Raw genomic sequence first — 14,500 nt, 5'->3', positions numbered from 1 at the left:
AAAATAATAACCACATGGCAATAAAGAATTTTAAAGCACCAACTACAAAGGAGGAAAAGGACTACACGGATAAAATTTTTGTGTCAAAATATATGACTACTAAATTAATCACGTTTAGAGCAGATCAATCGGTTTTAGAAGTAATGGAGTTGTTGATTAAAAATAAAATTTCTGGTGGACCGGTGGTAAATGATACAAATCAGTTGCTAGGAATTATTTCTGAGGGGGATTGTATGAAGCAAATCGCGGAAAGTGGCTATTACAATGTTCCAATGAATGACGTAAAGGTAGAGGACCATATGGTAAAAGATGTGGAAACAATAACTTCTGACATGTCAATTTTTGAAGTTGCTACGTTGTTTTATAAGTCAAAAAGAAAACGTTTTCCTGTGATAGATAATGGTGAGTTAGTAGGGCAAATAAGTCGTAGAGATGTTCTAAAAGCAGCTTTGGCCTTAAAAGATATTTAAGATTCCTTTCGTACTAAAAGATAAAAGTCATTGTCTAAAGGAAGATAGCCTTGATCATAGACATAAAAATAAGTATTACCTGTTTTAGTGGTGTAAATACTTGTAAAATATTGAAAATAAAATCCCTCATCTATCATTTTAGACTTAGGGATTTTTGTTTTTCCGGAAGGATTTAGTTTGTTGAGTACTTTGTAGTTTTTTTTAAGTCGATTGTTGATGTTACGAATTAAATTTTTCGCCTCTGAGTCAACTTTGTTGTTGTATGAGTTTCTGCAATAATCCGAACAGAACTTTTTATCTGATCTACCGATAAACTCATCTCCACATTCAAGGCATTGTTTTTTCATAGTGTTATTATATTCCTCTAAGTTACAAAATCCTTTTCAGGTATATAACAAGGTTATTTTAGCTTTTTGTAGCCTTTTAATTTTTTTGTTGGCTCTATGATGTCATATCCTTTCCAAAGCTCTTGATCAAATTGGTCAATGTGGATTACATTAAATGTTTTGTTTTCTTGAAAGTTATCAAAATCCTTTTTTGTTATGGTTGCTGTTTTTATAGCAAAATATTCAATAGCTTCTTGAATTTGCAAATTTAAATTCAAGCCAATTTTTAATTCTTTTAATGTTTTATCAAAAAGGAAGCGGTTTTTCTTTTTTTGCAAGGCAATTTTTCGATTGATTCGTATGTTGTAATTTTTGTTGAAAGAAAAATATTTTAATAGGTAAGTGTTGTTTTCTTTTTCAAAGTAAATAGAGCCCTTAAAACCATTTTCTGTATAGCCTATTCCTAATAAATTGAAGTTTTTCCCTCGTTTACCTTCGGCGTATTGATAATTTGCTTTTAAGAGGGCAAAAGATTCAGTGGTGATGAATAGTTTACCAATAAATTTTCCTTTCTTTTTTGGGGTAAAGCTGATGATATAAACGGATTCACCGTTCACAGAGGTGCTTCCTTCTAACTCAAAATTATAACGTCCGGTTTTGTGTAAAAACTCCCAAAAATTTTTGTCTTCTAGGGTAACGTAATTTGATTTTTCTTTGATTTGTGCTTTAAAGTACGAAAGAGGTCTACTATCTGCATTTTCAGGCACCTCTGTAGTGTCTTGTTCGTAATCTATTTTTTCTCCAAACATCCCGCTTTTTATCTTCCAATATTCTTTGTCTTTTGTGTCGGCGAAAAGAGCGTTAAAAACGTCTTCATAGTTTGCAAGTTCAGCCAAGTCTTTAGAGATAAGTTCTACTGCTTGGATAGGTGCGATTTTAAAATCAGAGTTTTGTCCGTTAAAATAGAAATCCGCTAAAAAATCAAAATATGAAGTAGAGGTTTTAGGCATTTTTTCTTCAAAATTTCGAATGGTATCTTCACTTAATTCTTCAATAGTACTTTTTTTATAATCGAGTTCTATTTTATTTACATCGGTTATGTAGCGCTCTCTAGAGAATATTTGCGTCTTTTGAAAATTTGTATTGTAGTTGAGGTCCTTGTTTTTGAGAACATTTTTTACAATATCTTCTATCTTTAGTTGTTTGTTCGTAATTACAACTTCCTCAATAGACATAACATCGTTCGTTAATAGTATCGTAGGATTTTTTGATAAGCTTTGGAAAGTTGTATTTACGGTTTTAAATCCAATAAATTGAAAAGAAATCGTGTCCGTTTCTTGTAGTCCTTTAATGTTTAAAGAATAGGTTCCAGATTCATTGGTGATCGTTCCTCTGTTATTTTTTTTAATGAATATGTTTACATAGGGTAATGGCGTGTTTTTTCCGGTTTCCAAAACGGTTCCTTCTATCGTTTGGGCAGCAGATTTGAAGGTTGAAAACATTAATAAGCTTGAAATAAGTGCGAAACAAAGTTTTTGGAATTGGCTCGCAGAAGGCATTTTGTAAAAGAACATTGTTAATGTTTTTATATTTTATTTTGGTTGGATTTTTTAAAGATACTCATTTCCTTATATAAAGAAAATGAATTCGTTACAACGAATTTGTAAATGGTTAGATTTTGTATATATTTGTAAAAAGGATAAATTAGTCTCTTATTAAAATAGTAGAATATGTTAACGATAACCAAAGAGTGTACTGTAGCAGATGTAGTTTCTAATAATATTAAAACCGCTGATGTTTTCAAAAAGCATGGCATAGATTTTTGTTGCGGTGGAGGAGTTTCATTGGATAAAGTTTGCAATAAAAAAGGGGTTTTGTATGATGATTTGTTGAAAGATTTGCAAAATGTGGATCAAATAACAAATAGAGCAGAAAACTATGATAGCTGGAATTTAAATTTTTTAATTGATCATATTGTAAACATTCATCATAAATATGTTTTAGATAGTGTGGCTGTTTTGAATCAATATATTAACAAAGTGACTAAAGTTCATGGGCACCATTATACAGAATTGTTAGAAATTCAATCTTTGTTTAGGGAGGTGGCTCAAGAATTAAATTTCCATATGCAAAAGGAAGAGAAAATTCTCTTTCCATATATCAAGTATTTGGTTCAAATAGAAAATGGATTGGAGGAGTATGCTAAACCTCATTTTCAATCGGTTCAAAACCCTATTCAAGTGATGGAAGAGGAGCATGAATCTGCAGGTGAAATTTTTAAAAGAATTGCCGAATTAACTAATAATTATACCACTCCAAAGGAGGCGTGCAATACATTTAAAGCGATGTATTCTAAATTGCAAGAGTTTGAAGAGGATTTGCATCAACACATTCATTTAGAAAATAATATTTTACACCCAAAAGCAAAAAAAATAGAGAAAAATATATGGAGTGAGTTATAACAAATGAAAATTTATGCCTGGCGCATTTAAGGAAATTTTCATAGCTATATTTTTTTTGGCACAAACTTTGAAAAGTCTTAATTAATTAAACCTAATGCCTATGAGACTTTTAAAAATTACATTTTCGTTAGCAATTTCATTGTTGCTGGTTAGTTCTTGTGTGATCAATGAGTATTCAGATGAATATATTGAGGAGTCCATTGGCGATCCGGGGTTTGTGGAGGCTTATGATTTGTGGTATTTAGACTACCATGCAACTAAAGGATCTGATGAAATACCGTATTTGCAGTTGGCCTTTACCTTGTCTTTTAATAGGGGTAATTTGTATGCAAATAATAATATCTCAGGTATTGGTTTCCAAGTAAACGGTTATGGAATTCAAATTGGGAATTATGATTTAAATAGAGGTGTGCTCGTGGCGAATCATGATTTAGATGGACAAGATTCTTTTGAGGTGCATCAGTTATCTGAGAATGAAATTGAGTTGTACCATGTGGCTTCAGAAACCAGTTATTTTTTAATAGGGTATGATGTAGAAGAATTTGATTACGATAAATTATTTTATGAGAATATAGAGTACCTTCTTCAAGACTTTGAGATATGGAGAAAATATGAGACAAGCATGGCGGGAAGTAGGAATGAATTTGATTATGAGAACTTTTTACGCTTTACTGCAGAAAAAAATAATACATTTTATTCTTCAGAATCAAAAGTTGGCACGGATATTGATTTAGTGTTTTGGAATTACGAAGGTAATTATGAAATCTTTGACATTGATGGATATGACGATTTGAAAGTTTTAACACTGGGTTATGATAGTATTAACACTGAAACTTTTGAGTTAACTGTAGTAAGTGATACTATTGTAGAGTTATTTCATATCAATTCTGGGACAACATATAAATTTGAAGGAGATTATTTTATTCAATATTTAAAGGATGGAAAAATTTCTAATAAAAATAAAATTGAGCGGAAACGCTCCAAAATAAAAAGACAAAAAATAAATAAAATTTCATATTAAGTTTGGTTAGTTGATTTTGGTTGGTTGTGGTTATCCAATCAAAAATAAGAAAGCCGTCACCGCTTGGAGACGGTTTTTTTTATACCTTTAACTTAAATATTTTAAAGTGAAAAAAACAGCCTTTATTACAGGAGCTACGTCAGGTATAGGAAAAGCAACAGCAGAGATATTTGCAAAGAATAATATAAGATTAATTTTATGTGGAAGAAGATTGGATCGATTGAAATTATTGCAAAAAGAACTTTCTGCAACTACTGATGTTTGTATTTTAAATTTTGATGTAAGTGATAAAAATGCAGTTTTTCAAGCTGTTGAATCCTTGCCTGAAAATTTTCGGGATATTGATGTTTTGATAAATAATGCAGGTAATGCACATGGATTACATCCAATTCATGAGGGAGATACAAATGATTGGGATGCAATGATTGATATCAATATCAAGGGGTTGTTGTATATAACCAAAGCGATTAGTCCAAGAATGGTTTCTCAGAAAAAGGGGCAAATCATCAATATCGGTTCTATTTCAGCAAAAGGAGTGTATGAGGGAGGAAATGTGTATTGCGCAACAAAACATGCTGTGGATGCTTTGAATAAAGGGATGCGAATGGATTTAAGTAAATATGGAATTCGAGTGTCGGCTGTGCATCCTGGTTTAGTAGATACTGAATTTTCTACTGTTAGATTCAAGGGAGATGTGGAACGTGCGGATAATGTTTATAAAGGATTTGACGCCTTAACAGCAGAAGATATTGCAGATTTGATTCATTTTGTAGTTACAAGACCGTATCATGTAAATATTTCAGATATTTTAATATTGCCAAACGCGCAAGCATCCGGAACTCAAATTCACAAAGAATTTTAAAATGATCAACAAACGTCTTCTTATCAGGAATCTATTAAATCATAATGATGAAAATAGTTTCTATGATAACAAGCGAAAAATTGATTTAGACTCTAAGGAAGGGAAGGCAAAATTTTTAAAACATATTTGTGCACTCTCAAATTCAAATCCAGAGAACAATTCCTATATTGTGATTGGTGTTGATGATGGGACAAATAAAATTGTTGGAGTAGATTTTTTCGATGACAGTCGAATTCAAGATTTAGTAAATTCTTGTTTGGTGAACCCGCCGTTCATAAAATATGAGAATATTTCTTTTCCAAAATTACCACGTCATAAGGTTTTAGGATTGGTAACCATTATGCCTACCAATAAATTATCATCATTAAAGAAAAATTATTGGAAATACGATAAAGGGATGGCTTTTTTTAGAAAAGGAAGCGCATCTACACCTACTAGTGATGGGTTTGTGTTGAGGAATAACAACAAAGAACTTGTAGAGAAACTGGAAAAATCATCTAGTGACACTATTGAGTTGACACTAAATGGAGTGTTTGATTTTATCAAACAACATCCTGTCAAATACAATCCAACATATTTAGTTTTTAAGGAATATTTTGTACTCTGTTGGGCAGGAGAGAAAAAGTATATCGATGGGGAGTTGTATTATACAAGAGTAGATATTGAGTTGATCAAAGAGCAGGTCAGGTTGTTTTTTTCTTCTTTAGATATAGTAACCATTGAAATTGGTAAAGAGTCTTTTGTGATTACGGAGTATGTTTATTTGGGGATTTTGAAAGATTTAAAAAAGTATCCATTAGAAAAAACAGTCATTCATTTCAGAGACAATGGAACGTATAATATTGCCACTGAGTTTCTTTTTGAAACTCCAAAATTTGATCAAAATAATCTGCAAGCAGTATATGATGAAAATAATGTTGTTTTAGAAAAAATACTTGGGAATTCAGTGTTAACAACATTTGAAAAAGAGGTTTTTAAAGATTTTCCAATCACATATTTGATTTGTTATTTAAATGGCTTTAACGAGGCAAAGGCTAAGTTGCAATCTGCACGTTTATATTTAAAGAAATTAGAGGATAAAAAAAGTTATGTCCAGTATAAAGAAGCAATTCGTTTGCTTAGAAAAGTGAAATATCAACTTCAAAATAAATTTTGAGGTAAATCTACTGTAAGTGTTCATTTTTAGCTTTTTAGCGCATGTTTTCTTAACATAAAAATGCTTGTAAAATCTCATAGAAAATATGTATTTTCGCAACTCAATTGAATTCAAGGAAAAATGAGTGCTAAATTTAGAGAATACAAAGGCTTAAGTTTAACAAATGTCGCTGATGAGACGTTGAAATTTTGGAAAGAAAATGATATTTTCCAAAAGAGTATTAGCAGCAGGGAAGGAAAAGAACCATATGTGTTTTTTGAAGGACCACCATCTGCAAACGGATTGCCTGGTATTCATCATGTTATCGGACGTACTATAAAAGATATTTTTCCAAGGTACAAAACCATGAAAGGTTTTAAAGTTCAGCGTAAAGCTGGGTGGGACACTCATGGGTTGCCTGTTGAATTAGGAGTTGAAAAAGAATTAGGAATTACCAAAGAGGATATCGGAACAAAAATTTCGATCGAAGAATACAACGATGCTTGTAGGAAAGCGGTAATGAAATACACTGATGTTTGGAATAACCTTACAGAAAGAATTGGGTACTGGGTTGATATGGAAGATCCATATGTAACCTACAAGCCAAAATACATGGAGAGTGTTTGGTGGTTGTTATCTCAGATGTACAAAAAAGATTTATTGTACAAAGGGTATACTATTCAGCCATATTCTCCAAAAGCTGGTACAGGATTGAGTTCGCATGAAATCAACCAGCCAGGAGCCTATCAAGATGTTACAGATACAACTATTGTAGCGCAATTCAAGGCGGTAAAAGATACGTTGCCAACGAAATTACAAGAGTTAGAAGGAGATGTACATTTTTTAGCTTGGACAACAACTCCTTGGACCTTGCCTTCAAATACAGCTTTAACGGTTGGACCAAAAATTGATTACGTTGCAGTAAAATCTTTCAATCAATATACTTTTGAACCAATCACAGTCGTGTTAGCAAAAGCATTGGTAGGAAAGCAGTTCGGTAAAAAGTTTGTGGCTGTTGAGGCAGAGTCAGATTTGGCAGCATACAAACAAGGAAATAAAAAAATTCCTTTTATCATTGTTGATGAATACAAAGGGGCTGAATTGGTAGGTTCTAAATTTGAACAATTATTACCATTCGCATTGCCATATGAAAACCCGGAAAATGCCTTTAGAGTAATCTCTGGTGATTTTGTTACCACAGAAGATGGTACCGGTATTGTGCATACGGCACCTACTTTTGGTGCAGACGATGCTTTGGTGGCAAAACAAGCTACACCAGAAGTACCACCTATGTTGGTATTGGATGAAAATGACAATCCAATTCCATTGGTTGATTTGCAAGGTAAGTTTACCTCACATGTTGGTCCGTACGCAGGGAAGTATGTGAAAAATGAATATTATAATGATGGTGAGGCGCCAGAAAGGTCTGTAGATGTTGAAATAGCAATTCAATTAAAAGAAGAAAATAAAGCTTTTAATGTTGAGAAATATAAGCACAGTTACCCACATTGTTGGAGAACTGATAAGCCTATCTTGTATTACCCATTGGATTCTTGGTTTGTAAAAGTAACTGAGAAAAGAGACCAGATGTTTGATCTTAATGAGACAATCAATTGGAAGCCAAAATCAACAGGAGAGGGGCGTTTCGGAAACTGGTTAAAAAACGCCAATGACTGGAATTTATCTCGTTCTCGTTATTGGGGAATCCCTTTGCCAATCTGGAGAACAGATGATGGTGTTGAGGAAATATTGATAGGATCTGTTGAAGAGTTAAAAGCAGAGATTTCGAAAGCGATTGAAGCCGGAGTGGAGTCAAAAGATATTTTCGCTGATTTTGTGGTGGGAGATATGTCTGATGAGAATTATGATAATATTGATTTGCATAAAAATATTGTGGACCAGATTACTTTAGTTTCTCCTTCAGGTAAACCAATGAAACGTGAATCCGATTTGATTGATGTTTGGTTTGATTCAGGGTCTATGCCTTATGCACAGTGGCATTATCCTTTTGAAAATAAAGAATTGATTGATGATAATAAATTTTATCCGGCTGATTTTATTGCAGAGGGAGTAGATCAAACACGTGGATGGTTTTATACCTTGCATGCTATCAGTTCTATGGTTTTTGGCTCAGTAGCTTATAAAAATGTGGTTTCTAACGGATTGGTGTTAGATAAACATGGTAAAAAAATGTCTAAACGTTTAGGAAACGGTATCGATCCATTTGCTACTATGGATAAATTCGGTCCAGATGCTACACGTTGGTACATGATTGCAAATGCAAATCCTTGGGATAACTTAAAATTCGATTTGGATGGTGTAGATGAAGTGAGAAGAAAATTCTTCGGAACTTTATATAACACGTATTCATTCTTCTCACTATACGCAAACTTGGATAACTTTAGTTATGCAGAAGCGGACATTGAGATTTCTAAAAGGCCAGAAATTGATAGATGGGTGCTTTCAGAACTGAATACCCTGATAAATAAAGTAGATAAGTTTTACGCAGAGTATGAGCCAACCAAAGCTGCTCGAGCAATTCAGGATTTTGTTACTGAGAATTTAAGTAACTGGTATGTTCGTTTGTGTAGAAGACGTTTTTGGAAAGGAGAATATGAGCATGATAAAATCTCAGCGTACCAAACATTATTTACATGTATGATTACGGTTGCAAAGTTAGGAGCGCCAATTGCCCCTTTCTTTATGGATAATTTATATAAAGACTTGACAAATGCAGTGGAGGGTAATGCACAAGAATCAATTCATTTAGAGGATTTCCCTGTTGCAAATGAAACATGTATTGACGCTTCATTAGAACGCAAAATGCAAAAAGCGCAGCAAATTTCTTCAATGGTATTGTCGTTGCGTAAAAAAGAAATGATCAAAGTAAGACAACCGTTACAACGTGTAATGATTCCTATTTTGGACGAAAGAGATCGTGAGGATATATTGGCAATACAGGATTTGATTATTTCGGAGGTGAATGTCAAAGAAATTGAGTTGATTGATGATGCTTCTGGAATCTTGGTAAAAAATATCAAACCTAACTTTAAGGTGCTAGGACCAAAGTACGGTAAAGAGATGCGATTTGTTGGGGCTGCAGTGCAGAAATTCACTCAAGATGATATTGCTACCTTGGAAAAAGATGGAAAAATTTCTTTAGAAATAAATGGAAAATTTGTAGATTTAACAACTGATGAAGTGGAGATTTCTTCCCAAGATATCGAAGGTTGGTTAGTTGCAAATCAGGCAGGTTTAACAGTTGCTTTGGATGTTACTATAAATGAGCAACTTAGGAAAGAGGGAGTCGCTAGAGAGTTGATCAATCGTATTCAAAATATCCGTAAGGATTCAGGGTTTGAAGTAACAGATAAAATACAATTGACAATCGAAGACAATGCTATTTTAAAAGAGGCAGTATTGGAAAACGAAGCTTATATCAAAACAGAAACGCTAACTAATTCATTAGAGTTTACGGCATCAATTTCTGACGGAGTAGAAGTAGAATTTGATGATATAAAAAGTAAACTTCTGATAAGTAAAAACTAAAACTATGGAAGAAAGTATCAGACCCCAATACGGAGAAAGTGATTTGAATGAATTCAAAGAAATCATTCAAGCTAAAATTCAAAGAGCGCAAGAAGATTTAGATATTCTAAATGCGGCTTATAAAAACGATAGTACGAATGGTACAGACGATACGTCTCCTACTTTTAAAGCATTTGAGGAAGGGGCTGAAACAATGGCAAAAGAAGCAAATGTTCAGTTGGCTATTCGTCAGGAGAAGTTTATTCGTGATTTGAAAAACGCTTTATTGCGTATTGAGAATAAAACTTATGGTGTTTGTAGAGAAACTGGGAAATTAATTCAAAAAGAACGTTTGAAATTAGTTCCTCATGCAACATTGAGTATTGAAGCGAAAAAGAAGCAATCATAATTTTTTCGTTCTAAATTATATAAGAAACAACTTCTTTATTTGATTATAAAGAAGTTGTTTTGTGTAAAAGAGATCCCATTTTGAAAAAAGCAATTTTAATAATTATCGCCGTTTTAGCTATTGACCAAATCAGTAAAATTTGGATAAAAACTAATTTTATGTTAGGTGAAGAAGTATATGTTTTTGATTGGTTTCGAATTCATTTTATTGAAAACAACGGTGCTGCTTGGGGTGCGGAAATAGGTGGAAAGACTGGGAAGTTAGCCTTGACCTTATTTCGTTTGTGTGCCATTGTTGGAATTGGCTACTGGTTGTATTCAACAGTGCAAAAAAAGGGGCATCAATTACTTGTGATTTCCATTGCCTTGATTTTTTCAGGGGCTTTGGGGAATATTTTAGATTCTGTTTTCTATGGTGTTATTTTTGATCACTCCAATTATCAAATAGCAACTTGGTTTGCATCAGAACCTTATGGAACTGTTTTTCATGGTAAGGTTGTAGATATGCTTTATTTCCCAATGTGGAAAGGTGTGCTACCTACTTGGATTCCAAAATTTGGTGGTCAGAACTTTACTTTTTTTAATGCGATATTTAATATTGCTGATTCTGCTATAACTATAGGTGTTGGGATATTAATTGTTTTCGGTAATAAAATTTTTCCTAAAGAGGTTTAGATGTATTATGAAAGGTTAGCTAAATGTTAATGTTTCTAAGTCTTTAGATAGTTTTTTTTATGAAAGTCTTTTTATTTCACTAGCTTTTATATCTTCGCAAAAAAAAAGCTATGGAAAAAAAGAATTTTGTTTTCTCTAAAGGAAAACTATTGTCTAAACTTGTCTTGTTGTGTTTTGTTGTTGTCGTAAGTTCGTGTTCGGAAAATGATACTGCTGCTGATATACAGGGAGATATTGAAGAAAGAATTGTTACGGTTTTAGGAACTTTTGAGTCTCGACCTTCTCAGGTAAATATTACTTCCAATCCATCTGAGATTATTTCATTTGATGTTGTTGAGGATTCCTTTATTAAAGGGGATTCTTTAAAATTAAGAATTAATCGAGATGGTGTTCGAGTAGATGAGTATGATATTTTGTTTGATGGAGTTTATGAGGCAGGTGGAGAGCGTTTGGTTTTTTGTAAAACGCTCGACGGATTGGTAATTGGTCAAGGGGATAGTGGTTCCCCTGTGTTAGATAAAAATGGAAAAGTAATCGCTATTTTGTGTTACGGTTTTTCGTATGCAAATCATCAATTTGCAGCTCGTGCCATTGAAGATGTTCAAGGTGTTGGTTCGGAGGAAACTTCAGCGGCTAAATCAAATTTTAACAGCTTAAACTTAAGTTACTCGGTGACTGGTGTTGATAGTGAGTCGTTTTCGTCTTATATGTCTAATGATAGTACAGGAGTGTTTGATGTTTATAAAAATGCCAAGATAGAAGAGCAGAATGCTAGGGTCGGAAAAGAACTAGTATCTGTGAAGTCAATGAGTCAGGATGATGTTATCCCAGGAAATTCTATTTCTTTAATTGAATTACAAGGAACCTATATGAATTTCTATGCAACAGGTACGGCATCTTTTGTAGATGAGAATAATGTTTATGGTTTTGGGCATTCTACATCTATTGCTACAGGAGTTCCTGTGTTTTTGTCGAAGATGGTTACAATGATAGAGTCCGAGGAGATAGGCTATAAATTATCGTTACCAACAGATGTGTATTTGGGTAGGTTTGTAGGTAATGAACATGAAGGTATTTTAGTTGATAAAACTGTCGAAGAGGTAAATAGTGTTTGTGAAATTCTTACTTCTATTGCTATCGATGGAAATGATCCGGTAATTGATGTTCATAAATCAGCAAAATTTGAAGATGATGCGTATAGAACAGAGTATCATGTTAGAAATTTACCTCCTTTTTTGATGAGTCAATATATGTATGCTGTTTTTGTTAGTTCTTATACTTATGTAAAAGCACAAGGTCTTTTAAAGATGGTTTTTGATAATGGAGATAAAATAGAGCTTAATTTTGATAGTTATGAGGAAAGAGGTTATGATTATTATCAGGTTTATGATATTGATAATTATATTTATGGAAAAATCACAGTTGGTTTAAATTCCTCTTCTTCAACCATTAATAGTATTTCATTAGATGTGAATATTATAGATTATAAAGATACTGGTAACTAGTTCTTTACTTAATTATTTCGAGAATTTTATTGGAAACCGATGCAGGTTCAATAGTTCTCATAGCATCCTCATATCCTTCAAGCATTTTGTTTCCGTAAACAGTGTAAGGGATATGAGGATATTTTTTTAAATCTGGAATAAATGAATTTTCGTTTGGCTGATTAAAAGGTCTGAAGCCGGCATATGGATGAGTTCCTCCCCAGAGAGTTACCGTTGGGATTCCGTATAAAGCTGAGAAATGTCCATTACCAGAGTCCATACTTAACATGCAGTCTAGGTTAGATATAAGAGATAATTCATCGGTAAGTTTTATTTTTCCTGCAATAGAGATAGTATTCTCATGTTTGTTTGCGATTGCGTTGAGTTGTGAAACCTCTTTTTCTCCGCCTCCAAATAAAAGAAGTGTAGTGTTGGGGTTTTTAGAAAGTGTTTCAATAATATTCTCCATTAAGTCAAGTGGGTACCATTTGCTTTCATGTTGTGCGAATGGGGCAATTCCAATGAGTTTTTTAGTAGGGTCTCCAATAATGTCGATTAGATTTTGGTTTAGAGCTTGGGGTTTCTCTAGCTTTATATTGGAAAGATCAATAGTATAACCTAATTCTCGAAACACATCTGCATAGCGTTCATGTGTAGATTTGAGTTGTTTGAAAACTTTGTTTTCTATGGCTACCAAGGCTTTTTTTTCGGCTCTTCCTTTGTCTAATGTTGCGGAAGGAGTATTCCCAAAAAAGAAATTCAGAAGTTTAGACCTCATAACGTTGTGGAGATCTGCAATGGCATGTATGTCAAGATTTTTTAACTCTTTGTAAAGTCTATAGATTCCAAAAATTCCTTTGTGTCTCCCTTTGGTTTCAGCTGCAAAAAACGTAACATTTGGGATGTCTGCAAAAATAGGTTTTAAAAAACTTCTAGATAGTAGTGTTATTCTAATGTTGTCGTTTTGATTCAGTAAAGCTTTTATAACAACAGCAGTCATAGCAACATCGCCCATGGCTGATAGGCGGATAACTAAGATGTTTTTTTTGTTTCCCATATTATAATATTTCTGAGGGTAAATGTACAGTATTTGTGTGAAAGAATAGTGGAATCTATCAGTGTGAGACAAAAAATAGCCGCATATTTGCAGTTCAAAACAGGTCTAATGAATTTAAGAACCATCGCCTTACTTGCTGCATTTTCAACTGCTATTATTTATGGGGTGTCCTATACGGTAGCGAAAGATGTAATGCCTAATTTTGTACAACCGTTTGCTTTGATTTTTTTCAGAGTAATAGGTTCTGCTCTGTTGTTTTGGTTGTTTGGTTTATTTATAAAAGCAGAAACAATAGAAAAGCAAGATTATCTTAGACTAGGAGTTTGTGCTTTGTTGGGAACGAGTGTAAATATGTTATTTTTCTACAAAGGATTGAACACAGCTTTGCCAATTGTGGCTTCCGCAATAGCAGTAGTAACTCCACTGATGGTTTTTGTTTTTTCAATAATCCTACTCAAAGAAAAGTTGGTAAAGTCCAGAATTATCGGACTTTTTATTGGGTTACTTGGGGCTTTTATTTTGATTACTCACAAGCAGGATCTTGCCGGAGGTGCAGGTTCTGTTATTGGAAATTTTTATGTGTTTTTAAATGCAGCTTTTTATGGTTTGTATTTGGTAGTAGTGAAAAAATTATTGGCTAAATACAACCCTATCCATATCATTAAATGGATGTATACCATTAGTATTCCAATAGTTTTGCCTTTTGCTTATGAGGAGCTTTTGTTGATTGATTGGGTCACTATGCCTAGGCATATTTATTTTGAGTTATTTTTTATCGTTGTTTTTACAACCTTTATTAATTACTTATTTAATCTTTTTGCGCTTACTAAGTTGAAACCAACCACTGTAAGTGTTTTTGTTTATTTGCATCCTGTGTTTGCCTCAATGTATGCTTTATTTGTGGGGAGCGATTCTCTTTCTTTGGTAAAAGTATCAACTACATTGCTTATTTGTCTTGGGGTGTATTTGGTTACAAAGCCAGTTAACAAGGTGTCTTCTGTGAAATAACAAGCTGTTTGTTTTAATAAATGATTGGTTAGATATCTTAGAGAATCGTTGGAGATAGTCTAGT

13 protein-coding genes are annotated in these 14,500 nt (G+C 33.2%); 10 read left to right on the top strand and 3 right to left on the bottom strand.

The features are described 5' to 3' along the window. Nucleotides 1-14: 14 nt before the first annotated feature. The gene (locus AC2DZ0_RS10705) at nucleotides 15-470 is read left to right on the top strand and encodes a CBS domain-containing protein (RefSeq protein ID WP_484641736.1); all 456 of its coding nucleotides are present in this window, start codon (nucleotides 15-17) and stop codon (nucleotides 468-470) included. Here AC2DZ0_RS10705 and AC2DZ0_RS10700 read toward each other — a convergent pair. Together AC2DZ0_RS10700 and AC2DZ0_RS10695 are read right to left on the bottom strand one after the other, a co-directional pair. After that, nucleotides 467-817, bottom strand: coding sequence for a hypothetical protein (locus AC2DZ0_RS10700; protein ID WP_484641734.1), 351 nt, complete (start codon nucleotides 815-817; stop codon nucleotides 467-469). The two genes, AC2DZ0_RS10705 and AC2DZ0_RS10700, sit on opposite strands and share 4 nt — an antisense overlap. A 53-nt stretch (nucleotides 818-870) precedes the next feature. Continuing rightward, complete coding sequence (locus AC2DZ0_RS10695; protein ID WP_484641733.1) at nucleotides 871-2,370, bottom strand: carboxypeptidase-like regulatory domain-containing protein; 1,500 nt, start codon at nucleotides 2,368-2,370, stop codon at nucleotides 871-873. 156 nt (nucleotides 2,371-2,526) lie between these two features. On the opposite strand from AC2DZ0_RS10695, the gene ric reads away from it, so the two are divergent. From ric to AC2DZ0_RS10655, 8 genes are all read left to right on the top strand, one after another. Then, entirely contained in the window at nucleotides 2,527-3,258 is a 732-nt protein-coding gene (gene ric / locus AC2DZ0_RS10690) for an iron-sulfur cluster repair di-iron protein (protein WP_484641732.1), read from the top strand. A gap of 100 nt (nucleotides 3,259-3,358) precedes the next feature. Continuing rightward, nucleotides 3,359-4,279 (top strand): hypothetical protein, encoded by a 921-nt coding sequence (locus AC2DZ0_RS10685; protein WP_484641731.1) that lies wholly within the window; start codon nucleotides 3,359-3,361, stop codon nucleotides 4,277-4,279. A 106-nt stretch (nucleotides 4,280-4,385) separates the two neighbouring features. Beyond that, entirely contained in the window at nucleotides 4,386-5,141 is a 756-nt protein-coding gene (locus AC2DZ0_RS10680) for an SDR family NAD(P)-dependent oxidoreductase (protein WP_484641729.1), read from the top strand. Nucleotide 5,142: 1 nt separating this feature from the next. Further along, complete coding sequence (locus AC2DZ0_RS10675; protein ID WP_484490043.1) at nucleotides 5,143-6,297, top strand: DUF5929 domain-containing protein; 1,155 nt, start codon at nucleotides 5,143-5,145, stop codon at nucleotides 6,295-6,297. Nucleotides 6,298-6,417: 120 nt separating this feature from the next. Continuing rightward, nucleotides 6,418-9,825 (top strand): isoleucine--tRNA ligase, encoded by a 3,408-nt coding sequence (gene ileS, locus AC2DZ0_RS10670; RefSeq protein WP_484641728.1) that lies wholly within the window; start codon nucleotides 6,418-6,420, stop codon nucleotides 9,823-9,825. A gap of 4 nt (nucleotides 9,826-9,829) precedes the next feature. Further along, nucleotides 9,830-10,213, top strand: coding sequence for a TraR/DksA family transcriptional regulator (locus tag AC2DZ0_RS10665; RefSeq protein ID WP_484490041.1), 384 nt, complete (start codon nucleotides 9,830-9,832; stop codon nucleotides 10,211-10,213). A 77-nt stretch (nucleotides 10,214-10,290) separates the two neighbouring features. After that, nucleotides 10,291-10,887 carry a lipoprotein signal peptidase gene (locus AC2DZ0_RS10660; RefSeq protein ID WP_484644836.1) on the top strand — a complete coding sequence of 199 codons (597 nt, stop codon included), beginning with the start codon at nucleotides 10,291-10,293 and terminating at the stop codon, nucleotides 10,885-10,887. Between the two features lie 110 nt (nucleotides 10,888-10,997). Continuing rightward, entirely contained in the window at nucleotides 10,998-12,392 is a 1,395-nt protein-coding gene (locus AC2DZ0_RS10655; RefSeq protein ID WP_484641727.1) for a hypothetical protein, read from the top strand. A 4-nt stretch (nucleotides 12,393-12,396) separates the two neighbouring features. On the opposite strand, the gene AC2DZ0_RS10650 is transcribed toward AC2DZ0_RS10655, so the two are convergent. Beyond that, a complete protein-coding gene (locus AC2DZ0_RS10650) occupies nucleotides 12,397-13,428 on the bottom strand; it encodes a glycosyltransferase family 9 protein (RefSeq protein WP_484641725.1) in 1,032 nt (343 codons plus the stop codon). A gap of 108 nt (nucleotides 13,429-13,536) precedes the next feature. Between AC2DZ0_RS10650 and AC2DZ0_RS10645 the strand changes: the two genes are divergently transcribed. Continuing rightward, entirely contained in the window at nucleotides 13,537-14,436 is a 900-nt protein-coding gene (locus AC2DZ0_RS10645) for a DMT family transporter (protein WP_484641724.1), read from the top strand. The last annotated feature ends 64 nt before the right edge of the window (nucleotides 14,437-14,500 follow it).

The sequence above is a fragment of the Flavicella sp. IMCC45668 genome, from assembly GCF_057219105.1.
This window is presented reverse-complemented; position numbering and strand designations above follow the sequence as displayed.

Excerpts from the sequence above, each read along its gene's own strand:
- AC2DZ0_RS10685 (WP_484641731.1), top strand. The coding sequence starts at position 3,359 with ATGAGACTTTTAAAAATTACATTTTCGTTAGCAATTTCATTGTTGCTG.
- ileS (WP_484641728.1), top strand. The coding sequence starts at position 6,418 with ATGAGTGCTAAATTTAGAGAATACAAAGGCTTAAGTTTAACAAATGTC.
- AC2DZ0_RS10675 (WP_484490043.1), top strand. The coding sequence starts at position 5,143 with ATGATCAACAAACGTCTTCTTATCAGGAATCTATTAAATCATAATGAT.
- AC2DZ0_RS10645 (WP_484641724.1), top strand. The coding sequence starts at position 13,537 with ATGAATTTAAGAACCATCGCCTTACTTGCTGCATTTTCAACTGCTATT.
- AC2DZ0_RS10655 (WP_484641727.1), top strand. The coding sequence starts at position 10,998 with ATGGAAAAAAAGAATTTTGTTTTCTCTAAAGGAAAACTATTGTCTAAA.
- AC2DZ0_RS10665 (WP_484490041.1), top strand. The coding sequence starts at position 9,830 with ATGGAAGAAAGTATCAGACCCCAATACGGAGAAAGTGATTTGAATGAA.
- AC2DZ0_RS10700 (WP_484641734.1), bottom strand. The coding sequence starts at position 817 with ATGAAAAAACAATGCCTTGAATGTGGAGATGAGTTTATCGGTAGATCA.
- ric (WP_484641732.1), top strand. The coding sequence starts at position 2,527 with ATGTTAACGATAACCAAAGAGTGTACTGTAGCAGATGTAGTTTCTAAT.
- AC2DZ0_RS10695 (WP_484641733.1), bottom strand. The coding sequence starts at position 2,370 with ATGTTCTTTTACAAAATGCCTTCTGCGAGCCAATTCCAAAAACTTTGT.
- AC2DZ0_RS10705 (WP_484641736.1), top strand. The coding sequence starts at position 15 with ATGGCAATAAAGAATTTTAAAGCACCAACTACAAAGGAGGAAAAGGAC.
- AC2DZ0_RS10650 (WP_484641725.1), bottom strand. The coding sequence starts at position 13,428 with ATGGGAAACAAAAAAAACATCTTAGTTATCCGCCTATCAGCCATGGGC.